The 24,016-nt window shown below is 66.5% G+C and carries 21 protein-coding genes; 15 read left to right on the top strand and 6 right to left on the bottom strand.

Annotated elements, in window-relative coordinates; translation table 11 throughout:
- Window positions 1–218 precede the first annotated feature (218 nt).
- From aceA to BM362_RS18430, 6 genes are all read left to right on the top strand, one after another.
- Window positions 219–1,508, top strand: a complete 1,290-nt coding sequence (aceA, locus tag BM362_RS18455; RefSeq protein WP_067583288.1) for an isocitrate lyase — start codon at window positions 219–221, stop codon at window positions 1,506–1,508.
- Window positions 1,509–1,578: 70 nt separating this feature from the next.
- Window positions 1,579–3,183, top strand: a complete 1,605-nt coding sequence (aceB, locus tag BM362_RS18450) for a malate synthase A (RefSeq protein WP_067583285.1) — start codon at window positions 1,579–1,581, stop codon at window positions 3,181–3,183.
- 858 nt (window positions 3,184–4,041) lie between these two features.
- A complete protein-coding gene (locus tag BM362_RS18445; RefSeq protein ID WP_093573976.1) occupies window positions 4,042–4,359 on the top strand; it encodes a DMT family transporter in 318 nt (105 codons plus the stop codon).
- 35 nt (window positions 4,360–4,394) lie between these two features.
- A complete protein-coding gene (locus tag BM362_RS18440) occupies window positions 4,395–4,799 on the top strand; it encodes a DMT family transporter (protein ID WP_067583278.1) in 405 nt (134 codons plus the stop codon).
- 147 nt (window positions 4,800–4,946) lie between these two features.
- Window positions 4,947–5,732, top strand: coding sequence for an alpha/beta fold hydrolase (locus BM362_RS18435; protein WP_232791700.1), 786 nt, complete (start codon window positions 4,947–4,949; stop codon window positions 5,730–5,732).
- A 202-nt stretch (window positions 5,733–5,934) separates the two neighbouring features.
- Window positions 5,935–6,396, top strand: a complete 462-nt coding sequence (locus BM362_RS18430) for a MarR family winged helix-turn-helix transcriptional regulator (RefSeq protein ID WP_093573975.1) — start codon at window positions 5,935–5,937, stop codon at window positions 6,394–6,396.
- A gap of 69 nt (window positions 6,397–6,465) precedes the next feature.
- On the opposite strand, the gene BM362_RS18425 is transcribed toward BM362_RS18430, so the two are convergent.
- Window positions 6,466–7,719, bottom strand: coding sequence for a glycosyltransferase family 4 protein (locus tag BM362_RS18425; RefSeq protein WP_093573974.1), 1,254 nt, complete (start codon window positions 7,717–7,719; stop codon window positions 6,466–6,468).
- Between the two features lie 517 nt (window positions 7,720–8,236).
- Here BM362_RS18425 and BM362_RS18420 point away from each other — a divergent pair.
- A complete protein-coding gene (locus tag BM362_RS18420; RefSeq protein ID WP_093573973.1) occupies window positions 8,237–10,051 on the top strand; it encodes a glycoside hydrolase family 2 protein in 1,815 nt (604 codons plus the stop codon).
- A gap of 522 nt (window positions 10,052–10,573) precedes the next feature.
- Here the strand turns inward: BM362_RS18420 and BM362_RS18415 are convergent.
- Genes BM362_RS18415 through BM362_RS18405 form a run of 3 tightly spaced genes read right to left on the bottom strand, consistent with a single transcriptional unit; the run spans window position 10,574 to window position 13,382 of the window.
- Window positions 10,574–11,065: a glutathione peroxidase gene (locus BM362_RS18415; RefSeq protein ID WP_093573972.1), complete on the bottom strand. Its 492-nt coding sequence runs from the start codon at window positions 11,063–11,065 to the stop codon at window positions 10,574–10,576.
- Window positions 11,066–11,082: 17 nt separating this feature from the next.
- Window positions 11,083–12,612: a 1,4-alpha-glucan branching protein domain-containing protein gene (locus BM362_RS18410; protein ID WP_093573971.1), complete on the bottom strand. Its 1,530-nt coding sequence runs from the start codon at window positions 12,610–12,612 to the stop codon at window positions 11,083–11,085.
- On the bottom strand, window positions 12,609–13,382 hold the full coding sequence (locus BM362_RS18405; RefSeq protein WP_093573970.1) for a class I SAM-dependent methyltransferase: 774 nt from the start codon (window positions 13,380–13,382) through the stop codon (window positions 12,609–12,611). The genes BM362_RS18410 and BM362_RS18405 overlap by 4 nt, the downstream gene beginning before the upstream one ends.
- A 53-nt stretch (window positions 13,383–13,435) precedes the next feature.
- Between BM362_RS18405 and BM362_RS18400 the strand changes: the two genes are divergently transcribed.
- Window positions 13,436–13,867, top strand: coding sequence for a hypothetical protein (locus BM362_RS18400; protein WP_093573969.1), 432 nt, complete (start codon window positions 13,436–13,438; stop codon window positions 13,865–13,867).
- On the opposite strand, the gene BM362_RS18395 is transcribed toward BM362_RS18400, so the two are convergent.
- Window positions 13,845–14,684: a DegV family protein gene (locus BM362_RS18395; protein WP_093573968.1), complete on the bottom strand. Its 840-nt coding sequence runs from the start codon at window positions 14,682–14,684 to the stop codon at window positions 13,845–13,847. The two genes, BM362_RS18400 and BM362_RS18395, sit on opposite strands and share 23 nt — an antisense overlap.
- A 243-nt stretch (window positions 14,685–14,927) precedes the next feature.
- Between BM362_RS18395 and BM362_RS18390 the strand changes: the two genes are divergently transcribed.
- The 4 genes from BM362_RS18390 (at window position 14,928) to BM362_RS18375 (ending at window position 18,545) form a co-directional block, all read left to right on the top strand.
- Window positions 14,928–15,713 (top strand): electron transfer flavoprotein subunit beta/FixA family protein, encoded by a 786-nt coding sequence (locus BM362_RS18390; RefSeq protein ID WP_067583255.1) that lies wholly within the window; start codon window positions 14,928–14,930, stop codon window positions 15,711–15,713.
- Between the two features lie 28 nt (window positions 15,714–15,741).
- Window positions 15,742–16,701, top strand: a complete 960-nt coding sequence (locus BM362_RS18385) for an electron transfer flavoprotein subunit alpha/FixB family protein (protein ID WP_093573967.1) — start codon at window positions 15,742–15,744, stop codon at window positions 16,699–16,701.
- A gap of 177 nt (window positions 16,702–16,878) precedes the next feature.
- On the top strand, window positions 16,879–17,661 hold the full coding sequence (locus BM362_RS18380) for a GNAT family N-acetyltransferase (protein ID WP_093573966.1): 783 nt from the start codon (window positions 16,879–16,881) through the stop codon (window positions 17,659–17,661).
- Window positions 17,658–18,545, top strand: a complete 888-nt coding sequence (locus BM362_RS18375) for a lysophospholipid acyltransferase family protein (RefSeq protein ID WP_093573965.1) — start codon at window positions 17,658–17,660, stop codon at window positions 18,543–18,545. The genes BM362_RS18380 and BM362_RS18375 overlap by 4 nt, the downstream gene beginning before the upstream one ends.
- 414 nt (window positions 18,546–18,959) lie before the next feature.
- Here the strand turns inward: BM362_RS18375 and BM362_RS18370 are convergent, their stop codons facing one another.
- Entirely contained in the window at window positions 18,960–19,865 is a 906-nt protein-coding gene (locus tag BM362_RS18370; RefSeq protein WP_067583243.1) for an NADP-dependent oxidoreductase, read from the bottom strand.
- Between the two features lie 426 nt (window positions 19,866–20,291).
- Here BM362_RS18370 and BM362_RS18365 point away from each other — a divergent pair, with 426 nt between their 5' ends.
- The 3 genes from BM362_RS18365 to mnmA all read left to right on the top strand — a co-directional run bounded on the left by BM362_RS18365 (window position 20,292) and on the right by mnmA (window position 24,016).
- Window positions 20,292–21,656, top strand: a complete 1,365-nt coding sequence (locus tag BM362_RS18365) for an MFS transporter (RefSeq protein WP_093573964.1) — start codon at window positions 20,292–20,294, stop codon at window positions 21,654–21,656.
- Between the two features lie 64 nt (window positions 21,657–21,720).
- Entirely contained in the window at window positions 21,721–22,917 is a 1,197-nt protein-coding gene (locus BM362_RS18360; protein ID WP_093573963.1) for a cysteine desulfurase family protein, read from the top strand.
- 4 nt (window positions 22,918–22,921) lie between these two features.
- Window positions 22,922–24,016, top strand: coding sequence for a tRNA 2-thiouridine(34) synthase MnmA (mnmA, locus tag BM362_RS18355; protein ID WP_093573962.1), 1,095 nt, complete (start codon window positions 22,922–22,924; stop codon window positions 24,014–24,016).

Raw genomic sequence — 24,016 nt, 5'->3', positions numbered from 1 at the left:
CCGGCCGGAAGGTTTCCGGGCCTGAACGATTACGTGAACGATCAAGCCCGCGAATTTTCGCTGCGGTTGCGAACGGCAGATTCGCAACCTTTGCAACATGCTAGGCAACCTTCGCAGAAATTGGCAAATTGGAGCAGTAGACCGAGTTTTCCCGCTCGTGCCAGGGTCGTGACCAGGCAAGGCGAGCAATCGCAAACTTCGCAACACGGGAGAGTCCGATGACCGAGCAGGCCAATCAGCTCGAGCAGGCGGCGGCCGAGCTGGCCGAGCAGTGGAAGACCGACCCCCGCTGGGCGGGTGTCCAGCGGACCTACTCCGCCGCCGACGTGGTGAAGCTTCGCGGTTCTGTCGTCGAAGAGCACACCCTCGCCCGCCGCGGCGCCGAGAAGCTGTGGGAGCTGCTGCACAGCGAGGACTACGTGCACGCGCTGGGCGCCCTCACCGGCAACCAGGCCGTGCAGCAGGTGCGCGCCGGCCTGAAGGCCATCTACCTGTCCGGCTGGCAGGTCGCCGCCGACGCCAACCTCTCCGGCCAGACCTACCCGGACCAGAGCCTCTACCCGGCCAACTCGGTCCCGGCCGTCGTCCGCCGCATCAACAACGCGCTGGGCCGCGCCGACCAGATCAACTGGGCCGAAGGCAACGGTGACATCGACTGGTTCGCCCCGATCGTCGCCGACGCGGAAGCAGGCTTCGGCGGTCCGCTGAACGCGTTCGAGCTGATGAAGGGCATGATCGCGGCCGGTGCCGCGGGCGTGCACTGGGAAGACCAGCTCGCGTCCGAGAAGAAGTGCGGCCACCTTGGCGGCAAGGTCCTCATCCCGACCAAGCAGCACGAGCGCACCCTGAACGCCGCCCGTCTCGCCGCCGACGTGCTGAACGTGCCGTCCCTGGTCGTCGCCCGCACCGACGCGCAGGCCGCGACCCTGCTGACCAGCGACGTCGACGAGCGCGACCAGAAGTACCTGACCGGCGGCCGCACCGCCGAGGGCTTCTACGAGGTCAACAACGGCATCGAGCCGTGCATCGACCGCGGCCTGGCCTACGCGCAGTACGCCGACCTGCTGTGGATGGAGACCTCCACGCCGGACCTCGAGGTCGCCCGCAAGTACGCCGAGGCGATCAAGGCGCAGTACCCGGACCAGATGCTGGCCTACAACTGCTCGCCGTCGTTCAACTGGAAGAAGCACCTCGACGACGACACCATCGCGCGGTTCCAGCGCGAACTCGGCGCCATGGGCTACAAGTTCCAGTTCATCACGCTGGCCGGTTTCCACGCGCTGAACTATTCGATGTTCGACCTGGCGCACGGCTACGCCCGCAATGGCATGAGCGCCTACGTCGACCTGCAGGAGCGCGAGTTCGCCTCGGAGGAGCGCGGCTACACCGCGACGAAGCACCAGCGCGAGGTCGGCACCGGCTGGTTCGACCTGGTGTCCACCGCGCTGAACCCGGAGAGCTCGACCACCGCGCTCAAGGGTTCGACCGAAGAAGACCAGTTCCACTGACGCACCCCGCGGGCCGGCGATTCCGGTCGCCGGCCCGCCCCTTCCCTTTCCCCCTTCGCGGAGGTACGAGATGGCTGACACGTTGAACACCCGCATCGAGGTCACCGGGCCCGCCGATGGCCGCTTCGCCGAGATCCTCACCCCGGCAGCACTGGACTTCGTAGCCAAACTCGACAACACCTTCGCCGGACGCCGCCGCGAACTCCTCGACGAGCGCCGCCGCCGTCGCGAGCGGCTGCAGTCGGGGGAGGAGCAGCTGGATTTCCTGCCCGAAACGCGGTCGATCCGGTCGGACGAGAGCTGGCACATCGCCCCCGTCGCGCCCGGCCTGGAGGACCGGCGCGTCGAGATCACCGGTCCGACCGACCGGAAGATGACCGTCAACGCGCTCAACTCCGGCGCGAAGGTCTGGCTGGCCGACTTCGAGGACGCGACCTCGCCGACCTGGCACAACGTCGTCGACGGCCAGCTCAACCTGTTCGACGCGATCCGCCGCAACATCGATTTCACCACCGAGGCCGGCAAGCGCTACACGATCGGCGAGGACCCGGCGACGATCGTCGCCCGCCCCCGCGGCTGGCACCTGGTCGAGAAGCACATCCGCATCGACGGCCGCCCGGTTTCGGCGAGCCTCGTGGACTTCGGCCTGTACTTCTTCCACAACGCCCGGCAGCTCCTGGCGCGCGGCAGCGGCCCGTACTTCTACCTGCCGAAGCTGGAAAGCCACCAGGAAGCGCGCTTGTGGAACGACGTGTTCCTGCTGGCGCAGAAGGAACTCGGCATCCCGCGCGGCACCATCCGCGCGACCGTGCTGATCGAGACGATCACCGCGGCCTTCGAGATGGACGAGATCCTCTACGAACTCCGCGAGCACGCGGCCGGCCTGAACGCCGGACGTTGGGACTACATCTTCAGCGTCATCAAGAACTTCTCCGCGCACGGGGCCGACTTCGTGTTGCCGGACCGTGCTCAGGTGACGATGACGGTCCCCTTCATGCGTGCCTACACCGAACTGCTCGTCAGCACCTGCCACCGCCGCGGGGCGCACGCGATCGGAGGAATGGCCGCGTTCATCCCGAGCAAGGACCCGGTCACCAACGAGAACGCGCTGGAGAAGGTCCGCCAGGACAAGGAACGCGAGGCCGGCGACGGCTTCGACGGCTCCTGGGTCGCGCACCCCGGTCTGGTCTCGGTGTGCCGCGAGGTGTTCGACCAGGTGCTCGGCGGCTGGCCGAACCAGCTCGGCAAGCTGCGCGAAGACGTGACTGTCGACGCTTCGGACTTGCTCGACGTCGCGAGCGCCGGCGGCGAGGTCACCGAAGCGGGCGTGCGGGCGAACATCAACGTCGCCCTCCGCTACATCGACTCCTGGCTGCGTGGCACCGGTGCCGCGGCGATCCACAACCTCATGGAAGACGCCGCGACGGCGGAGATCGCGCGGTGCCAGGTGTGGCAGTGGATCCGCAACGGCACGAAGCTCGAGGACGGCACGGCGCTGACCCACGAGCTCGCCGTCGAGTTCCTGGACGACGAACTGGCGAAGGTCCGCACGGACCTCGACGCGTCGGCCCGCCTCGACGATGCCCGTGCGATCTTCACCGAGACCGCCCTCGGCGAGAAGCTGCCGAGCTTCCTCACGACTGTCGCCTACGCCCGCTACCTGACCGAGCGGTGACAGGCTCCGGTCGCCAGTGACCTGACCACCGGCGACCGGTTACCCCGCACCACATTTTGGGATGGTGCAGGGGACGGGTCCGGTGGCGGAGGCTCCCCGCCACCGGGCCCGGGTCTTTCCGGACCCGCGCTCCTTCGCCGTCGACAGGCGAGGGGCGCGGGTTTTCGGTTTCACGGGTTTCGATGCTTCAGCCTTGGACATTGCCTGGCTTGGGGTTCGCGCCCACTTCCGCTCGCGCGCTGCCCGAACCCTGCGGAAGCCTCGGTGCTGTTCGGAGCGGTGTTGTCGTGGCCGGTCAGTGGCGAATCCCCGCACGACGCTAGAACTCGTTTGATCCCGCCTCTCGTCCGGACCTCACCGATCACTGCGGCCGGTTTGACCGCATCGCCCAGTTCGGACACGCGCTCCAGCCCCAGACTCCTCTGCCGCCGGGTCCGTGACACCTCCGTCCCGGATGGATCTCGCCCGCTCCGTTCGACCGGTCTCCAGACCGTGGCCGCGCCCAGCCGTCGCGCTCTCTGAACGGACTATCCAGCCGAGATCCCGGTTCCTCGACTGGTCTGACCGGTGATGCGAACGGGCGGCGTCGAACTTTCCGACTCCAGCCTCGTCCCGGCCGAACGCCGTTGCCGCTCAGTGGCGAATGCCTGCTCAACGCCCATTTTCAAGCGTTCGATCGCCCTCTTGGCCACCCACGGCTCCCTTCCTCGGCAGGCACCCGGCATCGCTCCGCCCACCTGACGAACCCCTCTTGCTTATTTGATTCGACATACATATATTGCACAAGTAACTACCTGGGGGAGCGTCGCCGGCGAGGGCGCCGAGCAGCTTCCGACCTCACTCGCACCCGGAGAAATCATGCATTGGCTTTACCTCGGCATCGCTGTGCTCTTCGAGATCGCCTTCGCACTCGGAGCCAACGCCACGAACGGGTTCACCAAGCTGTGGCCGTCGGTGTTCACGCTGGTCATGGCGGCCGGCGGCATCTTCTTCCTCAGCCGGGCCCTGCTGACCCTGGACGTCGGCGCCGGCTATGCGATCTGGACCGGTCTCGGCTCGGTGGGCATCGTGCTGCTGGGCGCGCTGATCTTCAATGAGAAGCTCAACTGGCGCAAACTCATCGGCTTCGGCCTGGTGATCTGCGGCATCATCGGCCTCCAGCTGACCGGTGCCTGAACGCTCGTCTTCCCGCTCCCGAAAGGATTTCCGCCGTGTCCGTTCAGTCCGAAGCCGCACCAGTCAGCACACCGGAGAAGTCGCAGACCACTCGCCGAGCATGGGGCATTCTTCTCTTCGCCGGAGTCTGCGAAATCGCGTTCGCCGTCAGCACGGACGGCAGCCGAGGCTTCACCAATCTGCCGTGGTCGATCGCCACAGTGATTACGGCCGCCGCGACGATCTTCACGCTCAGCCTGGCCTTGCGCACTATCGACGTCGGCGTCGGCTACGCGGTCTGGACCGGTATCGGCGCGAGCGGTGCCGCGATCTTCGGCGCGATCATCTTCGGCGAAAGTCTGGGGCCGCTGCGCATCCTGTTCCTGGCAGTGATCATTACCGGAGTCATCTGCCTCAAACTCGCCGGCGGTTCAACCGAATCGGCGAAGGCTGACGACTGACCGTATCCAGCCCGACATCCCCAGTTCCGCCGACTGGCAGCGAACCTGCCTGGTTCTGGCCGCGGGCACTGTGAACGCGTTTTCGTCACTACGCTGCACCGGCGCGGCACCGTAGCTTGCGACGAACTTGGAGGCCAGCCAATGCCCATGGCGACCGTCAACGACCGCCCGATCTTCTTCGCCGACACCGGGGGAGACGGACCGGTGTTGCTTCTGGGACATGGCTACTTCCTGGACCACTCAACGTTCTCGCCACAAGCAGCGGTGCTCGCGCCAGAGTGGCGCTTGATCAGCTGGGACGCCCGCGGCCACGGGCAAACCCCGGACGACCATCCCGGCACGTCATACACCTACTGGGACCAAGCAAGAGACGCGCTCGGTCTGCTCGACCACCTAGGCATCGAACGCACCGTCGCAGGCGGACTGTCCCAAGGCGGCTTCACAGCGCTGCGAATTGCATTGCTGGCGCCCGAACGGGTCGCAGGCCTGGTGCTATGGGACACCGAAGCAACACCGTGCGACCCGGCCGACAAAGCAGCCTATGGCGACATGTTCGCCGCATTGCGCGAATACGGCCCAATTGATGACCTCATCATACCGCTGTCGACACAACTCCTCGGAGAATCCGACCTGCGCGACGAGTTGCGCACACGATGGCGTGCCACACCCGCACTACCGCTGGGCCCGGCCGCGCACTGCCTGCTGGAACGAGACGACGTCTCGGGCCGTCTGAACGAAATTACCTGCCCGACGTTGCTGATGTGGGGCGAGCAAGACGTTTCCCTTCCGCGCGACCGCATGGACCTGCTGAGCGAACGCCTCCCGAATGCCAGCAATGTGCACGTAGTCCACGGCGCGGCCCACACCCCGACACTGACGCATCCAGAGCAGGTCAACCCGTTGCTGCAACAGTTCCTGCGGACGTTGGCCTGACCGGTTCCGCCGAGCGGTCGAGACTTCCGCACAGCCAGAAACGCCGGGTTCTCCCGCCGCCCGAGACCATGCAGGTCACCCGCGACCCCGGACAGCGAGAGGCTTGACGAACGCCCAATTGCATGCGCGCACATGTGCTATACAAGAGGTCTCGGCGTCATTTGTCGACGCCGGACAAGGCTTTGCCGGAGAGGTCGTTCGCGTGACCACCACACCTTCCCCCGGCCGCAAGCAGGCAGGGGCGGAACTCACCACCCTCGGCGCGATGTGGCCCCGCATGATGGCACTTCGCAGCCGCATCGACCATGAGGTAGAGCAGGCCTTGCAACGGCAGCTGCACCTGGGCTTCTCGGAATTCGTCGCCCTGATGTCGCTGGCCGATCGCCCCGACGGCGAGCTCCGCATGCAGGAGCTCGCGGACGCGACGTCACTCAACCAGAGCTCCGCGACCCGCCTGGTGGGCCGGCTCGAACGGACCGGTCTGACCGAACGACGTCTCTGCGAATACGACCGCCGAGGCGTCTACACCGGAATCACCGACGCCGGACGGGTCACGTTGCGCAAAGCCGTTCCGGTCTACGAAGCCGCCTTGGCGAACGCTTTCGACCGCGTGGCAGCAGACCCCGACTACCGCGACCTCATCGCCGCCGTCGACCCCCGCTGAAAGCACCCTGACCAGGTATTCGCCACTAAGCGGCGAATCACGCGAGCCACCGCTGACCAAACGCTTATCTTACACCTCGAACGCGTTGCCAGTCGCGATCTTCGGTCGCCCCAACTCTGCTGGCTCGCCGACCCGAGCCCGCCGATAAACCTCGACGGTCGCCTCCGCGATCCGCCCCCAATCGAAGTCCGCGCCAAGCCGAGCCTGCGCCGCACGCGCGCGCCGGGTCGCGGCCGGGACGTCACTCAAGACTGTCGTCACGGATGAGGCGAGACCAGCGACGTCACCCGGCGCGAAAGCCAAACCGGTCTCCCCATTGATGACAACCTCGCCGAGCCCGCCCGCGGTCGACGCCACCAACGGCGCTTTCGCGGCGGCAGCCTCCAGCGCGACGATCCCGAACGGCTCGTACCGGCTCGGCAGCACGACCGCATCGGCTGCGGCGAGAAGAGCTCGCAGGTCACGGTCGGAGAGATGGCCGACGAAGTCCACGGCCCGGCGAATCCGCAGCTTTCGAGCCTGCGCGACGAGTTCGTCATGATGTCGCCCTTTTCCGGCGACGACCACCCGAGTCCCGGGGAACCGTCGGCGGATCCGCGGCAGTGCGGCCAGCAGGTCCTGCACGCCCTTTTCCCACTCCAGCCGGCCGAAGAACAGCAGGAACGGAGCCCCGTCCGGACTGTGCTGCTCTCGCATCCTCACGACCTCGGCGGACGACACGCGCCAGCTGCGCCCCTCGATGCCGTTGTGGATCACCGCGACGTCGGCCGGGTCGATCTCGAAAAGGTGCGCGACTTCCTTGCGCATGGCCTGCGAACAGGTGATCACCGCGTCGGCGCGGTTGGCAAGCCACCATTCGACCGAATGCACCTGCTGGTTGAGCGGATGCGACAGCCACCCCGAATGCCGGCCCGCTTCGGTCGCGTGGATGGTCCCGACGAGCGGCACCCGAGCAGCCTCGGCGACCGCGATCGCCGGATGCGTGACCAGCCAGTCGTGGGCATGGACGACGTCAGGTTGCCATGTGCGGAGCAAATCCTGCGCCGCCCGGATCATGGCGTGGCCCATGGCGAGCGTCCACGCGACAAGATCCCGCTCGAAAGTCAGGTGCATCGGATCCTCAGCCACACGGACGACGCGGACCCCCTCGATGACCCGGTCGCTGCGCGGATGCGTCGAGGCGTCGGTACCTGCGGTGTGCCGACAGAGGACGACGACATCGTGGCCCTGCTGCGCGAGGTGTCTCGCCAGCGCGTGAACGTGCCGGGCCAGCCCGCCGATGACCACCGGCGGATACTCCCAGGACAACATCAGCACGCGCATGGCCCGAGGTTACTCGCCAGTCGCTTACTCCGGGGCGGCCGCCCGAACGACCGACGGAAAGCCTTGTCGCGACCTCGCGCAAGAGTGCTAGCGCTGGGGAGAATCCGCTGGTCAGAGCGTTTCGCCAAAAAACGGCAACAGTCCTGTCTGGTCGTTCTGCCAGCTTGCGACGACCGCATCCCCGCAGCTCAGCACGCCTATGCGGGCAGTGGCGACCACCAGGCTGAAGTGCGAGTTTCCTGCTAGGGCCCCTGCCGCGACGAGTAACTCTCTCGTGCCGCCGCACACCCTCTGCACCCGAGGTTGAATCGCGCTGACCAGCGGTTAGCCGCTGATCGGCGAGGAGGTCGCCGACAGCAGTTCCGCTGATTCGCCCGAGGAACCTCCACCGAGGACCAGTTGCCAGCCAGCGACCACAGACGGCTGACGTAGCCGTCGAGCAGCACCTGGGTGCCACCTGTCCGAGCAGCCCTGAAGCCATGTCGCGGACCGCGATTCTCTGCCACCATGACCGGCGATGACTCCAACAGAGCCCGAATGGCAGCGAGCGGATCCGCCACTGACTACCCCGTGGACCGACCGAGTCGACCCGGCCGCGGTGCTGCCCGAGTACCCGCGACCCCAGCTCCGCCGGTCAGAATGGCTGAGCCTTAACGGCATCTGGGAGTACGCAGGATGGCCTGCTTCGCCCGCGGCACCACGACCTGTTGGGTACAGCGAGCGCATCTTGGTTCCCTTCGCCCCGGAATCGGCCCTCTCCGGAATCGGCCGACGCGACGAAGTGCTGTGGTACCGGCGGCTGTTCGAGGTCCCGAAAAGCTGGAGCGGGCGGCGGGTGTTGCTGCATTTCGGTGCAGTCGACCAGAAAGCCGAGGTGCGGGTCAACAACCAGACGGTGGTCACCCATGAGGGCGGGTACACGTCGTTCTCCGCGGACATCACAGACGCGCTCCGTGCATCGGGACCGCAGGAAATTACCGTTCGCGCAGAGGACCGTACGGACATCGAGCCGTACCCGATCGGCAAGCAGCGCAACGCCCCCGGCGGTATCTGCTACACCCCGACGTCGGGCATTTGGCAGACCGTCTGGGTCGAGCCGGTGCCGAACGAGCGCATTTCCTCCATCGAAGTCACCTCGGACCTGTCCGGCGTGTCTGTGTTCCCGCAGGTCACCGGTGGCGCTCAAACGGAGCTGATCGTTTCGCCGCCAAACGGCGACGAGGCAGTACGCATTCGGGGTGCCGCTGGCTCGCGGCTGCGGGCCAACCTTCCGGAACCGCATCCGTGGTCTCCCGACGATCCGTTTCTCTACGACATCACCGTCCGTCTTCTCGATGCGCACGGTGATGTATTGGACGAAGTCGCCAGTTATTGCGGCCTGCGAACGGTAGAAATTGTCCCGGATGTCGACGGACGGCCACGGATCGCTGTGAACGGCCGAATGACCTTCCTGCACGGACCACTCGACCAGGGCTACTGGCCGGACGGCGGCTACACCGCGCCGACAGACGAGGCGCTCCGGTTCGATCTGGAGAAGACGAAGGAACTCGGGTTCAACCTGGTCCGCAAGCACGTCAAGGTCGAACCCGCGCGCTGGTACTACTGGGCGGACCGGCTGGGGTTGGCGGTCTGGCAGGACATGCCGTCGCTGGTCGTCTCGTTCGCCGGTCCGCCCGGCCACGCGCCGGATCCGTTGCCCGAGGGGCAACAGCGATTCGAGGCCGAGTTGCGGGAAATGGTCGCGCAGCTGAGCAACGTCCCGTCGATCGTCGCCTGGGTGCCGTTCAACGAAGGATGGGGAGAATTCGACACGGCCCGGATCGCGGCGCTCGTGAAGGAACTCGACCCGACTCGGCTGGTGATCGCCAACAGCGGAGTGAACTGCTGTTTCTCTCGCACAGACACTGGTGCTGGCGACATCTACGACGATCACACGTACGTCGGGCCGGGGGAGCCGCACGAGGGGGACCATCGCGCATTGGTGGACGGCGAATACGGCGGCCTGGGCTTGGTACTCGAAGATCACATTTGGCCAGGCCCGCCCAATGCCTACGAAATGGCGACTGATTCGGCGCACCTCACTCGCCGGTACGCGGAGGTGAGTGAACGCCTCGAACGGTTGGTTTCCGATCTGGGGTTGTCCGGCGCGATCTATACTCAGACCACTGATGTGGAGAACGAAGTGAACGGCCTCCTCACCTACGACCGCCGAGTGCAGAAGCTCGACTTCGCCGACGCCGCGAACCACAACCGAGCGGTGATCGCGCGTGGTTCGCACCCCGAGGTGAAGACCGCTGCCGAGCTGGCCGGCGAGGCTTCGGACAGCCGTTGACCTGCGATTCGCCACTGAGCGGCAACGCAAGATATGCAGTCCTGCACTGGGCTGCGGCCTGGGGGGGCGAACCAGGCCGACTCGCGATTCGCCGCTCACCGGCGACGAACTGGCCAACGGTGTTTCGAAGCTGGCGAGATGCCGTCCGGTCCGGGCATGGTGCGTCACCGTCTACGGTGCTGTGTCGACCTTGGTGTCGAACCAGCCCTTGGACGGCGACGGCATCCTCGGCCGTGGCACCGGGCTGACGTTGTGGTGCGCGGTGACGTCCGCTGATGGCGACTCACGTCATTGGTCGACAGCCGTCGATAAGAGGCGACAACGCCGCGGACAAGACGACGCAGGGAACAAGCAGAGGTGATGAACGCTGGACCTTTCGCCACTGAACGGCAACGGCAGCGACCAATGATCAGGGGCTATCTCCGTGGGAAGCCAGCCGTCTCTGCGTTCACCGGCATTTGCCGTAAAACGGCAAATGCTCTCCGGCCGCGATAAACGCTGGCCGGAGAGCAGGACCGTAGCTCAAGCAGGCAGTGCCGCTTCGATCGCCGCGACGATCGTCTCGTCTTCAGGCTCCGTGCGCGGCCGGAAGCGGCCGAGCACCTTGCCGTCCGGGCTGATCAGGAACTTCTCGAAGTTCCACTGCACGTCACCGGCTTCGCCGTCCGCGTCAGGAGTTTCCGTGATGCTCGCGTAGAGCGGATGACGGCTTTCGCCGTTGACGTCGATCTTCTCGAAGAGGGGGAACGACACGCCGTACGTGGTGGAGCAGAACGTCTGGATCTCCTCCGCCGTGCCTGGCTCCTGACCGGCGAACTGGTTGCAGGGGAACCCGACGACCGAGAAGCCCTTGTCGCCGTAGCGTTCTTGCAGGCGTTCCAGGCCGGTGTACTGCGGCGTCAACCCGCACTTCGACGCCACGTTCACCACGAGCAGCGTCTTGCCGGCCAGCGGTCCGCCGAGGGAGGCGTCTTCGCCGGCCAGGGTCTTGAGGGGCAGGTCGCGGATTCCCATGGAATTCCCTTCGATCGTCATGTGCGAGGACGCCGCAGGGCGCGCGCGTCCAGATGTCCGAACGGGCCGTCGGCCCGGCGGTATTCCTCGGCCAGGGTGAGCGCGCGAGCGCGATCCCCGCTGCGCAGCAACCCCGCCAGGGCATCGAATCGTTCGGTGTGCACACGGGCCCGCCGGCGGGCGTAGTCGGCGGCGGAGTCTTTGGTGACCATAAACGCCCAGTCGCTGGACAGCGCCATCATCGCCTCAGCGACGGCTTGATCGGCAACGGCGTCGCGAGTGGTCCCATCTTGCTTATCGACCAGGTCGAGCAGGCGGGCCTGCAGGGCAGTGTTGTCCTGCACCATGTCTGCGACCTGCTCGCCGTCCCATACTCGCCAGTCCTTGCCGGAACCCCATGAAGACGCGGGCAGCTGGACCGGTTCGCCTAGATGACCAGCGTCGAGCGCGCCGCGCAATGTGGTCACCCGGACGCCGGCTTCGGGCAGCGCGCGCAGGATTCCTTCGAGCCACGCTGGGCCTTCGTGCCACCAGTGTCCGAAGAGTTCCGTGTCGTATGCCGCAACCACAAGCGACTCGCGGCCGTGTTGCTCGCGGAGGGCTCTCAGCCGCGCGACGACAGTTTCGACGAAATCCTTGACGTGCGAACCTAAGACGTCCGCGGCAAGCGCGGGTTCGTATGGAGATTTGTCTTGCGGTTCAACGGTTTTTCCGGTGACACGCGATGCCTTCAGTCCGACCTCATGCGCCCAGGTGTGGAAATCCCGGTACGCCGCATGGCCTGGATAGCCTGCTTTCGGCGACCAAACCCGGTAGGTGACGTCGAGATCGCGGCCGAAGCAGACTACGTCGGAGTCTCCGACGGGATGTGCGGCTGAAGTGTCACCATGGAGTGAAGGGCCATCGACAAGGAAGCGTCGCACACCGGCATCGTGATAATCTTGTTCCATTCCCGGTGCATAACCACATTCAGGTGCCCAAATACCTTCTTGCGCGCGGCCAATACGCAGCGCGGTGTCCTTGAGTCCGGCCTGGAGGGCGAACCGTCGCACTCGCTGGTCCAGCAGTGGCTGGAACGGATGGGCCAGCGGTCCGCCGAGCAGTTCGATCGTGTCACTGTCCACAAGCGACCGAAGGATCGGCGAGAAACCGTGTCGCCAGCGCGCCTCCAGCTCCTCGGTGGCGTGCATCGCGGCCTGGTGCTCCACGGCGGCTAGGTCGCGCAGCAACGGATCGCCGTGCCAGAGCGTCGATGCGTGCTGCGTGCGCAGTTGCCAGTGGCCGATCCAGTCGTGGCAGGCGCGGATAGCGTACGGATCGTCGAGCTGCGCGGCGAGAACTGGCGTTATGCCGAGTGTCAGTACGTCGTGTCGCCCTTCTGCGGCGAATCGGCGCAGCAGGTCGACGACCGGCAGATACGAATGCGTCCACGCCTGGTACAGCCACTCCTCCCCGACCGGCCAGCTGCCGTGGTGCGGCAGCCACGGCAGGTGGCTGTGCAAGACGAGGCAGAACGTGCCTTCGTGCGCGGGATTCCGGGCGCTCACGGGCGCACCGCCACGGCCACCAGGTCGAGGCTTGCGTCAAGGTCGTCGCTGTGGACGGCGAAGTCGTCGGCCCGGATCGCTGCGACGTCTGCGAGGAGTTCGGCGGGCCAGGTGGCCTGTCCGGGGAGCGAGCCCATGACGACGTCCAGTTGGGCGTCGATGATCGAGCCGCCGTAGCGGGTTTCCACGGTGCGCAGGGATTCTGCATGATGCAGCCCGTTCAGTGCCGCCACGGTGAACCCGGCTGCGCGCAGCAATTCGTCCATTTCGGACGGTGCCAGTTCGCGCGTGTGGAACGGATTGAGCGGGGTGTCGCTGTCCGGCGTGAAAGTGAGCCGGTTTGGGGTCGTGACCAGCAGTTTCCCGCCCGGGCGCAGGACGCGGAAGCATTCGGCGAGGAAACCGTCCTGGTCCCAGAGGTGCTCAATCACCTGGAAGTTCGCCACCACGTCGACAGCGCCGTCCTGCAACGGGAGGTATGCCAGGTTGGCTCGCGCGACCGCGACACTTGGGTACCGGCGTGCGACGTGCTCGGTGGTCGGTACGTCGTAGTCCAGTGCGAGCACTCGCCGGGCATGCTGGACGATAAGCCCGGCACCATAGCCCTCGCCGCAGCCGGCTTCGAGCACCGTCGCGTCGGCGCAGTGGGGGAGGAGGGCGAGGTACGCGGCTTCATGGCGGCGGAACCAGTAATTTTCCTCGGGGATGCCGGGGACGGTCCGTTCGCCGGTGAGGTGCAGTGCCTCGGCCCGGGTGGCTGCGTTGGTCACCTGCGCGACCCTAGCGCCTGTCACGTTTCGCGCAGCGGTCTCGTTCCAGCGGTATGCAACGGACGATCACGCGCATCCTCCTGATCCTGCTCGGTCTCTACACCCTGGTGCAGGGGCTGTGGCCGCTGCTCGACCCGATGGGGTTTTACCAGGACTTTCCCGGTTTCCGGCACGGCTGGGTCTCCATGGACGGGCCCTACAACGAGCATTTCATCATCGATTTCGGCGGACTCAGCCTGGCGCTCGGCGCGATGCTGATGGGCGCTGCCGTGATGGGCGCCACAACTGTCGCGAGGCTGGTGGCGATCGCGGCGTTGCTGTTCGCCGTCCCGCACCTCATCTACCACGCGGGTCACCTGGGGCACTATCCGCAGCTCGACCAGGTGCTCATCATCGGCGGGCTGGCGGTGACGGTCCTGCTGCCGCTCGTGGTGCTTTTGGTCCCGGGACGGCGAATCGAGGTCAGTTCGACGGCGATACCGTGATGCTGAGCGCACCTGGGCCGACGTGAGCTCCGATCACGGTGCTCGCGTCGCCCACCACGATCTCGCCCGCGCCTGGCACACGCTCCCGCAACCGCCGGACGATCTCGTTCTCGTCGGAGCCGAATCGGGTCACCGCGAGGTCCACCGGCTGGTCGCCAGCCGCCTTCACAGCCAGGTCGACGAGCCGGTTCATCGCTCGTTTGGTGCCGGGAACGCGGGCGAGCGGGCTCACTTCTCCATTGCGGACGGTGAGCAGCGGCTTGATCGCGAACGCACTTCCGAGCATCGACTGGGCGGCACCGATCCGTCCTGATCGCCGCAAGTATTCGAGCGTGTTGACATAGATCAGTTCGGTCGAACTGCGCACTCGCCGTTCCGCGGCGTCCAGGACCCGCTCGAGCTGTCCGCCGGCCCCGGCGACCCGGGCGGCGGACACCGCTGCGTAGCCAAGACTCATGCTCGCCGTCCCGCTGTCGAGGATGTGCACGGGGATCCGGACCTGCTGGGCGGCTTCGCGGGCGGCTTCGACGGTCTGCGAAAGCCGTCCGGAGATGTGCAGGCTCACGATGGCGGACGCGCCGGCGGAGGCCGCGTCCTGGTAGCTCCAGAAAAACGCGCCCGGATCGGGCGGCGAGGTCGTGACGGCCGCGCCGGATTTCATCGTCTGGATGAGTTCGCTCCGGTCGAAGCGGTGCTCGTCGTCCGTCTGGTCGCCGACGTGCAGCTGGACCTGGACGACATTGATTCGCCACTGGGCGGCGAGTTGCTCGGGCAGGCACGAGGTCGAGTCGGTGACTACGGCGATGTGCGCGGACATGGTGCCGGAGCGTAACCCCTAACGGCCTACTGCGAGTAAGTGACCGTTGCTCCGATCGGGCGAGCGGCTCGTTGGACGGGCTAACCAGGCAATTACTAGGACGATAGTCCCATTAGATTGCTCATCCAGGTGAATGCCGTCACCTCGAGGGGTCCGGCTGCGGAATTGCCCCTAATCTACCGCTCAGTAGAGCACTGTCCCGCGGCCGAGAGCCGGCCCCAACCGGGAGGTCGAAGAAGACCCATGACGAACATCGTTGTCCTGGTCAAGCAGGTACCGGACACCTACTCGGAGCGGAAGCTCTCCGGTTCCGACAACACCCTTGACCGCGAATCCGCCGACGCCGTGCTCGACGAGATCAACGAGAAGGCCGTCGAAGAGGCCCTCAAGATCAAGGAAGCCGGCGAGGGCGAGGTCACCGTAATCTCGGTCGGCCCCGACCGTGCGACCGACGCGATCCGCAAGGCGCTCTCCATGGGTGCCGACAAGGCCATCCACGTGTCCGACGAGGCGCTGCACGGCTCCGATGCGGTCGCCACCGCGAAGGTCATCGCCGCCGCCGTCGGCAAGGTCGAGGGCTTCGACCTGATCCTGGCCGGCAACGAGGCGTCCGACGGCCGCGGTGCCGCTGTGCCCGCGATCCTGGCCGAGCTGCTCGGCGTCCCGCAGCTGACCTACGTGCGTCAGCTGACCGTCGAGGGCTCCGCAGTGAAGGCTGACCGCGAGACTGAAGACGGGATCACCCACCTTGAGGCGAACCTGCCGGCGCTGGTGAGCGTGAGCGAGAAGATCAACGAGCCGCGCTACCCGTCGTTCAAGGGCATCATGGCCGCGAAGAAGAAGCCGGTCGAGACGCTGACCATCGCCGACCTGGGCATCGACGCGGGCGAGGTCGGCCTAGCCAACGCGTGGTCGACTGTCGTCGAGGCCTCGCCGAAGCCGCCGCGCACCGCGGGCGAGAAGGTCGAGGACGAGGGCGACGGCGGCTCGAAGGTCGCTGAGTACCTGGTCGCGCAGAAGCTCATCTGAGACACGGTTTTGAGGAGGATTCCGGAAAATGGCTGAAGTACTCGTCCTCGTCGACCACGTCGACGGTGATGTCAAGAAGGTCACGCTGGAGCTGCTGACCGCTGCGCGCGCCCTCGGCGAGCCCTCCGCTGTGGTGGTGGGCCCGACTGGCACTGCGGCGAAGGCCAAGGAAGCGCTCGCCGGTCACGGCGCGGCGAAGGTGTATGTCGCCGAGGGCGACGACGCCGCCGGTTACCTGGTAACGCCGAAGGTCGACGTGCTCGCGAAGCTCGCCGAGCAGGTCTCCCCGGCGGCGGTGCTCGTCGCCGCCAGCGCCGAGGGCAAGGAGGTGGCCGCGCGGGTCGCGCTGCGGCTGGGCTCCGGTCTGCTTTACGACGCGGTCGGGGTCAACGCCGACGGCACTGTGGACCAGTCCATCTTCGGTGGCGCGTTCTCCGTCAAGGCCAAGGCTGCCAAGGGCGCGCCGGTCGTGTCGGTGCGTCCGGGCGCGGTCGAGGCGGAGACTGCCGATGGCGCGGCCGCCGAGGAGACAGTCGAGATCCCGGCTCAGGACCCGGCGAAGTCCGCCAAGATCACCGGCATCGAGCCGGTCGTCGGCGGCGACCGTCCGGAGCTGACCGAGGCGTCGATCGTCGTGTCCGGTGGCCGCGGTGTCGGTTCGGCGGAGAAGTTCGACGTCGTCGAGAAGCTGGCCGACTCGCTCGGCGCGGCTGTCGGCGCGTCCCGTGCCGCCGTCGACTCCGGCTACTACCCGGCGCAGTTCCAGGTCGGCCAGACCGGCAAGACGGTGTCGCCGCAGCTGTACATCGCGCTCGGCATCTCCGGCGCGATCCAGCACCGCGCCGGCATGCAGACGTCGAAGACGATCATCGCGGTCAACAAGGACGCCGAGGCCCCGATCTTCGAGATCGCCGACTTCGGCGTGGTGGGCGACCTGTTCAACGTCGCGCCGCAGCTGACCGACGCTGTCGACAAGCGCAAGGGCTGACGTTTTTCTTTCGCCCGGAAGGCCGTCGCGTGCTCGTCACGCGGCGGCCTTCCGCGTTCTCCGGGAGCTTCTCGGTTGCCTGAGAGGAACCTGAGAACCCGCAATTAACTCAACGTGCACTGACCGGTCATCGATTGGCACTCTCCGAGGCCGCTTACCGGCAGGTACACCTTGACCATGACGTCGTCACAGCTCCTCGTCAGTACTGATCAGGCGGGTGCCGACCTTCCCGCAGGCGCGCCGCGGTATTCGCTTCTGGTCGCCAATGGGAACGATGAAGTGCTCGCCGCACAGAAACTGCGATACCGGGTTTTCGCCGAGGAGATGGGGGCGGAACTGCATTCCCCGGAGCCCGGCCGGGACGTCGACTACTTCGACGAATTCTGCGACCATCTCGTGGTCCGCGACGACAACACCGGCGAGATCGTCGGCTGCTACCGCATGCTCCCGCCGGAGCGCGCCGCACAGGCCGGAAAGCTCTATTCCGACAGCGAATTCGACCTGACGACGCTCGCCGCGCTGCGACCGTCCTTGGTCGAGACCGGACGATCCTGCGTCCACCCCGACCACCGCAGCGGCGCCGTCGTGAGCCTGGTGTGGGCCGGGATCGCGCGCTACATGCTCCTTTCCGGACATCGCTACCTCGCCGGCTGTGCTTCGGTCCCGATCAACGACGGCGGCAGCTACGCCGCGGGCGTCTGGGATGTCCTGCGCACCAAGCATCACGCCGACGACTCGTTGCTCGTCTCGCCGTTGAACCCTTGGGAGCCGGGCGCGATCGCGCGTCCCGACCGGGCCATGCTTCCGCCGCTGATCAGAGGTTACGTGCGGCTTGGTGCCAAAGTGTGCGGCCCGCCGGCCCTCGACGCTGACTTCGGGGTCGCGGACTTCTTCGTCCTTCTTGATCTGCAGCAGGTCGACGAGCGGTACTTGAAGTTCTTCCTCGGGGCGCAAGGATGAGTCACGCATGGATGCCGACGTCGCCCTGCGGTGACGGTTGTCTCACTGAAGGCGCGCCGACGGTCGGCTTGCCCCGACGGATTTTGCGTTTCACTGCGGCGGTTTCCGTGGTCTTCGCGGCGCTGCTGATCGCGCCGGCGCTGCTGGTGATTCGCGGCCGGAGCCGGGAACGCTTGGTGCGCCGGATCTTCCGGGCAGTGCTGAGGGCGTTCGGGGTGCGGATGTCCGTGGTGGGCGGTGCGGACTTCCTAGCTGCCCCGGCGGGTCGCGGTGCGCTCGTGGTGAACAACCACATCTCGTGGCTGGACATCATCGCCATCAACGCGCTGCGCCCGATGCGCGCCCTCGCGAAGATCGAGATCGCCTCCTGGCCAGTCCTGGGGACGCTCGTGCGCCGCGGCGGCAGCATTTTCCTGGACCGCAACCGTCTGCGCGCGTTGCCGGACATCATGTCCGAACTTGCCGACAGCCTCCGCGCCGGTGCGCTCGTCAACGTGACTCCCGAAGGCACCACCTGGTGCGGGCTGGCCTCCGGCCGCTTTACGACCGCCACCTTCCAAGCCGCGATCGACGGAGGAGTTCCGGTCCGGCCGATCGCCCTCCGCTACCGCCTCGCCGATGGCCGCGAAACCAGCCAGCCGGCGTTCATCGGGCCGGAGTCGCTCATCGCGTCCCTGCGCCGGGTCGCCGCGCTGCGCGGTCTGGTCCTGGAAGTGCGCGTATGCCCGGAGATCGCCCCGGGCCGCGCCGAAGACCGCCGTTCGCTGGCCGCTCTTGCCGAGGCAGCTGTCCACTCGGCCCTCGGCACAGTCCGCATCCCGCCACAGCGTCGCCGCCGGGCTTTGGTCGGCCGTCCTGTGCCTTCCCAGCCGGTCGCGCACTGACGAAAACCCTGGTCACGGGCCCGCGGAGGGGAGTTGCCGTTTTTTGGCGACACTTCTCTGCGGGTCTCCAACCCGGCCGGTTGTCCTTTCGGCTGACTGCGACCGGGCCTATTCGCCGCTCAACGGCGACAGCCACCCGACTCGCCTCGCCGCCGGATGACGACGGCTCCTCCGGCTTGTCGCAGGTAACCGCCGCCCCGTCATCCGCCTCACGGCGACGAATCACTTGCGTCGGCGCGCCTAGTTTCCGCGACCCACATTTGTCGCCGCTGAGTGGCCACAGTCGCTCACCCTCGGAGCGTCCGCCCACGGTCCTCAGCCTTTTCGCCCCTGAGCGGCAACGGCCACTTTCCGCAGACCGGCAACACCAACCTGCCGAGCCGACCCGTCGTCGAGCCTAGCCGACTATCGCGGTCAGGAAATGGCAAGAGTCAGCTTCCCGCCAGGGTGCCCGTTCCGGCTCTCCTCCTGCGCGGCTGCTGCTTCCTCCAATGGGAATGTCTTCCCCTGCGCAATCCGCAGCCCATTGTGTACATACCCGAGAATCTCGTTCAGCACCTCTGGTGTCTGCCCGTCCTGACCGCCAGACGAGAACGGCAGTCCGAGTTCGAAAGCCGCACCGTCGGCAATGGTCACGATACGATCTTTCGACCCTCGCAACTCGATCGATTCCGGTAAAACGCCATGGCCGGACGCGTCGAACACCGCGTCGACCGGCCGGTCCGCCACCTCACGGACCCGCTCCAGCCACCCATCGCCGTAACGCACCGGAATCACGCCCAGCGCTTTCACCTCATCGAGATTGTGCTGTCCAGCCGTTCCGATCACCGTCGCGCCCAATGCGACCGCGATCTGTGCCGCGAAACGACCGACAGCGCCACTCGCTCCGTGGACAACCAACAGTTCGCCAGCTTTGACGTCGAGCAGCCGCAACACGCGCAACGCGGTTTCGCCAGCAACCGGCAATGCCGCCGCGTCATCCCAGGAGAGGTCAGCAGGCTTGCGAACGATCGCACCGCCGAGCGCGAACTCCGCATACCCGCCGGTGGCCGACCAGCCGAACACCTCATCGCCGACGCCGAATTCGGCGCCGTCGCCCACCGCGTCGACCACTCCGGCGATCTCCAGGCCCGGAATCTGCGGAGCTTCGAGTCCGGCACCGCCAGCCATCGCCCCCGAACGAATCTTCCAGTCGATCGGGTTGATCCCCGCGCGCCTGACCGCGACCCGAACCTGCCCCGGGCCAGGCTCAGGTGTCGGAACCTCCTTCAGCTGCAGCACTTCGGGCCCGCCGTACTCGGCGAAAGTGATGGTTCGCATCTCGGTTCGCACTCTCCTTCGGTCGTCGTACCTCCTACTTAAAGCCCACCGGCATCCGGCGCATTCCGACCCGCACGCTCGATTCGCCAGCCAACGGCAAAACCTGGACGCTGTCGCGCTCGACCACCAGGCCTGTCCCAGCGTAGAGACACAGACAGTGCCGCCCATAGCCGCAAGAGAGCCCGACCCATTGGTCCAGGCGGCCGCTACGACGTCGCCAGCTACGCGGCGTCATCGACTTCCAGTGCCGAGGGCCGCTCGCTTGGCCTGCCGTGGCATTCACGGGCTTTCGCCGATCCCGCGTGAGCCGTAGAACGTCAGACTTGAAGCCCCGAATTCCGCCCTGATGCGATGCGTCCCGCTGTTCACCTGAATACCCGCAGGCGGCTTGACCTCCAGAGCGCTGGAGGGTGCAAGCTCGCGATCATGAGCGAGATCGTCGAAGCGCAGCCTCGAAAAAGCGTTCTCTGGAGTCGCGAACACCGCCTTGTCACCGTCGGGTTGTTGCTTGTGGTCACGCTGGTGGCCTTTGAAAACATGGGCGTTGCCACCGCGATGCCGACGCTGGTCGCCGAGCTTCACGGCCTTGCGCTCTACTCGTGGCCGTTCACGACGTTCCTGGTGGCGAGCGTCGTCGCTACCGTTTTGTCCGGACGACTGGGCGACCGTCGAGGCCCAGCGCCAGCACTCTTGGTGGGGCCGGCTGTGTTCGCCGCAGGACTCACTGTCGCGGGCATCGCAACGACGATGCCGATGCTCCTGGTCGGCCGAGCGCTGCAGGGCTTCGGCTCGGGATTTCTGCTGGTGTCCGTCTCACTGCTGATTGCCCTGACGTTCACTGACCGTGAACGCCCCATCATCTACGCGGCCAACGCGGCTGCTTGGGTCCTCCCGGCGGTCATTGGCCCGTCCGTCGCCGGCGTGGTGACCGTGACCGTGGGCTGGCGATGGGTCTTCCTCGGACTGCTTCCGCTGGTCGGGATCGGAATCGCTCTCCTCTGCAAGATCACTCGTCGCTTGCCCGCCCACGTGCCCCTGCCAGCCGGACGTCGCGCGGGCGTCATCGCCGCCGTTGTCGCTGCGCTCGGCGTCGCCGCCCTGAGTTGGGCTGCGCAACACCCGTCGCCTGCCGCGATCGCATACGGAATCTCGGGTCTTATCGCGCTAGCCGTCGCACTGCGCAAGCTCCTGCCTGCCGGAACGGTGACCTCTCGTCCCGGATTGCCCACGGTAGTTGCCTCCCGAGCCCTGGTCGCCGGCGCATATGCGGGCATGGAGGCGTATCTCCCGCTGACCATGACCGCCGTTCACGGCTACAGCCCTGCGCTCGCTGGCCTGCCGCTGACCATCACCGCTCTCGGCTGGTCCGCCGCGTCTGCCCTCCAAGGCCGGTTCCTCGACTGGTCCCGCGAGGCATCGCTGCGCACTGGCTTCGCGCTCGTCGCGGTCAGCCTGGTCGGCTTCGGCTTTGTCGCCCAATCGTGGTTCCCGGCCTGGGTGGCCTTCGCCGTTTGCGCGGTCGGCGGAGCCGGGATGGGAATCGCGATGCCGGCTATCTCGGTCCTCCTGCTGCGCTACTCCCCGGAGGGGGAGCGAGGATTCAACACCTCCGCAATGCAGCTCGCCGACTGGGTCGGATCAGCGCTGCTCATCGGGCTCGGCGGGGTCCTCCTGGCCGCCGTCGCGTCGGCCGCTCAGCCTTCTGCCGCGATGGGATTGCTCAGTATCGCCCTCGTCCTGCTGGCTCTGCTCGGCGTCCAACTCACGAGCAGGTGGCCGAAACAGGTGTGACGCGCCACTCCGCGGCCCGGGGCGAGCTTCGTCACAGGCCGCATCGGTCTACCCTGATAGAGCGATGACCTATCTCGATCATGCGGCAACGACTCCGATGCTGCCCGAAGCCATTGCGGCGATGACTGAGGCTTTGTCCACCGTGGGCAACGCCTCTGCGTTGCATTCTTCGGGCCGTCGAGCTCGGCGGGCCGTCGAGGAAGCGCGCGAAGTGATCGCTGCGGCTCTGGGCGCGCGGCCGTCGGAGGTTATCTTCACCGGCGGTGGTACGGAGAGTGACAATCTCGCGGTCAAGGGCATTTTCTGGGCTCGGCACGGCGAGGACTCGGCTCGGCGTCGCATCCTTTGCAGCACGGTCGAGCATCACGCGGTCCTCGACACTGTCGAGTGGCTGGAGCAGCACTCCGACGCCGAGATCACCTGGCTCGAAGTCGACGACCAGGGCCGGGTCTCGCCGGAAACGCTCCGCGCGGCGATTGAGTCGGCACCGGAGACTGTCGCCCTGGCAACAGTGATGTGGGCGAACAACGAGGTCGGCACTGCCAATCCGGTCGCCGCCCTCGCCGAGGTCTGCAACGAATACGCGATCCCCCTGCACACTGACGCCGTCCAGGCGGTCGGAGCAGTTCCCGTCGACTTCACCGCTTCCGACACAGCCGCACTCACGCTGACCGGCCACAAGCTTGGCGGCCCGTACGGCGTCGGTGCGCTTCTTCTCGACAGGGATACCTCATGCGTCCCTGTTCTCCACGGTGGTGGTCAGGAACGCAGTGTTCGCTCGGGCACTCTCGATGTCCCGGCGATTGCTGGCTTCGCCGCTGCTGTGCAAGCGGCGATCGGCGGCCGAGCGGAGTACGCGGACCGAGTTGAGAAGCTGCGCGATGAACTCGTTGCCGCGGTCCTGCGGGAGGTTCCGGACGCGATTCTCAATGGTCGCGACGGCGAGCGTTTGCCGAGCCACGCTCACTTCACTTTCCCCGGCTGCGCCGGCGACAGCCTGCTGATGCTCTTGGACGCCAAGGGCATCGAGTGCTCCACCGGCTCGGCATGCACCGCGGGTGTCGCCCAGCCAAGTCACGTCCTCCTGGCAATGGGGGCAGACGCTGCCGCGGCTCGCGGTTCGCTCCGATTCTCGCTTGGCCACACGTCGACACTCGACGACGTGCACACGCTGGCCCGCGAGATCGGTGGCGTCGTCACCCGTGCCCGACAGGCCGGCCTCGCCGGCATGCGCAAGCAAACGCAGAAGCAAGAGGTGTAAAGCAATGCGCGTATTGGCCGCAATGAGCGGAGGAGTCGACTCGGCCGTCGCCGCCGCGCGTGCAGTGGACGTCGGCCACGACGTCGTCGGAGTGCACTTGGCGCTTTCAGCTCAACCTGGCACGCTGCGGACAGGTTCCCGCGGTTGCTGCACCATCGAAGATTCGCACGACGCCCGCCGGGCTGCGGACATCCTTGGTATCCCGTTCTACATCTGGGATTTCGCGGAGCGCTTCACTGAAGAAGTCGTTGAGACGTTTGTCGGCGAATACGCCGCCGGCCGCACGCCGAACCCTTGCGTGACTTGCAACGAGAAGATCAAGTTCGAGGCGCTGCTTGAGAAGGCGCTCGCTCTTGGCTTTGACGCTGTTGCGACCGGCCACTATGCGCGCGTGGCGACCGTCGACGGCGAGTTGGAACTTCGCCGGAGCGCGGACGAAGGCAAGGACCAGTCGTACGTACTGGCTTCACTGCAGCCAGAGCAGCTGCGTCACGCGATGTTTCCGCTGGGCGGCTCCTGGAAGTCGGACGTGCGTGCCGAGGCGGAGCAGCGCGGGCTTTCCGTCGCGCGGAAGCCGGACAGCCACGACATCTGCTTCATCCCGGATGGGGACACCAAAAATTTCTTGGAGAAGCGGCTCGGCGAACGTCCCGGCGAACTCGTCGACGCAGAGACAGGTGCGGTGCTTGGGCATCACACTGGCGTGCACGGATTCACCGTGGGCCAGAGGAAGGGCCTCGGCATCGATGCGCCGGCTGCTGACGGGCGACCGAGGTATGTCCTTTCGCTCGAACCTGTTTCGGGCACGGTGAAGGTCGGGTCGTCAGCAGACCTCGGTGTCCAGGCCATCGACGCGGACCGGGCGATCTGGCCGAGCGGACGAGCATTGGACGGACCGACCGAATGCACCGTCCAGGTTCGTGCGCACGGAGGCATCGCCGATGCGGTCGCCGAAGCGGACGAAGACGGGCGAGTCTTCATCCAACTGCGCGAGCCGCTGCGCGGTGTGGCACCTGGCCAGGTCGTTGTCCTTTATCGGCAAGACGACCAGGCCGGTGACCTCGTCCTCGGGAGTGCCAAGATCTCTGGCACGCGCTGA

The organism is Amycolatopsis rubida (genome assembly GCF_900115345.1).
Classification (GTDB): domain Bacteria; phylum Actinomycetota; class Actinomycetes; order Mycobacteriales; family Pseudonocardiaceae; genus Amycolatopsis; species Amycolatopsis rubida.
The sequence above is the reverse complement of the archived record's forward strand: the minus strand, read 5'-3'. Positions and strand labels throughout refer to the sequence as shown.

Excerpts from the sequence above, each read along its gene's own strand:
- BM362_RS18375 (WP_093573965.1), top strand. The coding sequence starts at position 17,658 with ATGAGTCACGCATGGATGCCGACGTCGCCCTGCGGTGACGGTTGTCTC.
- aceA (WP_067583288.1), top strand. The coding sequence starts at position 219 with ATGACCGAGCAGGCCAATCAGCTCGAGCAGGCGGCGGCCGAGCTGGCC.
- aceB (WP_067583285.1), top strand. The coding sequence starts at position 1,579 with ATGGCTGACACGTTGAACACCCGCATCGAGGTCACCGGGCCCGCCGAT.
- mnmA (WP_093573962.1), top strand. The coding sequence starts at position 22,922 with ATGCGCGTATTGGCCGCAATGAGCGGAGGAGTCGACTCGGCCGTCGCC.
- BM362_RS18385 (WP_093573967.1), top strand. The coding sequence starts at position 15,742 with ATGGCTGAAGTACTCGTCCTCGTCGACCACGTCGACGGTGATGTCAAG.
- BM362_RS18400 (WP_093573969.1), top strand. The coding sequence starts at position 13,436 with ATGCAACGGACGATCACGCGCATCCTCCTGATCCTGCTCGGTCTCTAC.
- BM362_RS18415 (WP_093573972.1), bottom strand. The coding sequence starts at position 11,065 with ATGGGAATCCGCGACCTGCCCCTCAAGACCCTGGCCGGCGAAGACGCC.
- BM362_RS18390 (WP_067583255.1), top strand. The coding sequence starts at position 14,928 with ATGACGAACATCGTTGTCCTGGTCAAGCAGGTACCGGACACCTACTCG.
- BM362_RS18445 (WP_093573976.1), top strand. The coding sequence starts at position 4,042 with ATGCATTGGCTTTACCTCGGCATCGCTGTGCTCTTCGAGATCGCCTTC.
- BM362_RS18380 (WP_093573966.1), top strand. The coding sequence starts at position 16,879 with ATGACGTCGTCACAGCTCCTCGTCAGTACTGATCAGGCGGGTGCCGAC.
- BM362_RS18435 (WP_232791700.1), top strand. The coding sequence starts at position 4,947 with ATGGCGACCGTCAACGACCGCCCGATCTTCTTCGCCGACACCGGGGGA.
- BM362_RS18360 (WP_093573963.1), top strand. The coding sequence starts at position 21,721 with ATGACCTATCTCGATCATGCGGCAACGACTCCGATGCTGCCCGAAGCC.
- BM362_RS18370 (WP_067583243.1), bottom strand. The coding sequence starts at position 19,865 with ATGCGAACCATCACTTTCGCCGAGTACGGCGGGCCCGAAGTGCTGCAG.
- BM362_RS18365 (WP_093573964.1), top strand. The coding sequence starts at position 20,292 with ATGAGCGAGATCGTCGAAGCGCAGCCTCGAAAAAGCGTTCTCTGGAGT.
- BM362_RS18420 (WP_093573973.1), top strand. The coding sequence starts at position 8,237 with ATGACTCCAACAGAGCCCGAATGGCAGCGAGCGGATCCGCCACTGACT.
- BM362_RS18425 (WP_093573974.1), bottom strand. The coding sequence starts at position 7,719 with ATGCGCGTGCTGATGTTGTCCTGGGAGTATCCGCCGGTGGTCATCGGC.
- BM362_RS18395 (WP_093573968.1), bottom strand. The coding sequence starts at position 14,684 with ATGTCCGCGCACATCGCCGTAGTCACCGACTCGACCTCGTGCCTGCCC.